The organism is Jatrophihabitans fulvus (genome assembly GCF_054781375.1).
This window is the reverse complement of the sequence record NZ_BAAGUN010000010.1, coordinates 1-1,057: the sequence shown is the minus strand read 5'-3', so window position 1 is coordinate 1,057 and position 1,057 is coordinate 1. Positions and strand designations below refer to the sequence as shown.

The window sequence follows — 1,057 nt, the reverse complement described above, 5'->3', positions numbered from 1 at the left end:
GGACCATGGCCGCGACCGGATCGACCACCGGCTCGTCGGGACGCGCCTCGAGCTTGCCCGTGACGTCCATCGGCGCGTCGTCCACCGGCTCGTCCACCGGCTCGTCCACCGGGTCGTCCGCCGGGTCGTCCGTCGCGGGCGGGTCGTCCGCTGCGTCGTCGGTGAGGCAGAGTTCGATGCCCAGGTCACCGGCGAGGGCGAGGACCTGCTCGACGCCGAGCAGCTCGCCGTGCTGGGTGCGCACCACCCCACCGGCGCGGGCCAGCTCGTCGAGGCTCGCAGTGACGATCAACGTGGCCGGGACACCGCCGGAATCGGGCAGGGTGCCCGAGCGCAGCAACCGCAGCCCGATCTCCTCCATCGCATCGTGGCGACGCTGCGCGGCGGTGCGCTCGTCGCGCACGACCGTGCCGTCTTCCGTTGTCGTCTCGGGCCGGGGCGCGGCAAGGGCGTCGAACAGGGTCCGCCACACCGCCGCGCAGCGTGCGGTCATCGCGCCAGTGATCCCGGCCAGCCCGGCCACGTCCGGCGACAGGGTCACCCCGCGCCGTTCCGGATCGGGTTTCTTGTCCGGCACGATCCGCCGGAGCAGCTGCTCACCGAGCTGCCGCAGCGTCTGCGGGTCGGTCTGCCGGGCCGCGGACAGCAACGCGGTGTGCACGATGCCCCAGACGTCCGGCCCGAGCGATTCCGGCACCCGCCGCAGGATCGCGCCGACCACGCTCGCGTGCGCACCCGAGATCTCACCGCCCGACACCGCCGCGGCCACCTGCTCCAGCAACGGCGGCAACACCTCCCCGGTCACCGCCCGCCGCGGACCGATCTCCTCCGCCCGCCGCACCCGCGCCCGAGCCTCGCCTCGGGCGACGTGCAACCGCACCGTCAACACGTCCGCCACCGACGTGCGTCCGAGCTCCCCGGCCAGGTGCCGATCATTCAGCTCACTCAGCCACCGTGCGTCCACCGCGGCGAGTCGTCGCGACTGCGACTCGAGCTCGTCGACCGAAGCGAGGAAGGCAGCCGCGTCGCACCCGATCAGATCGGCCGCGAGCAGATC

1 protein-coding gene is annotated in these 1,057 nt (G+C 73.6%); it reads right to left on the bottom strand.

The window, feature by feature from the left end:
* Window positions 1-1,057, bottom strand: a 1,057-nt coding sequence (locus ACYVP9_RS23150) for a DUF222 domain-containing protein (RefSeq protein ID WP_460607358.1), incomplete at both ends; no start/stop codon positions are given.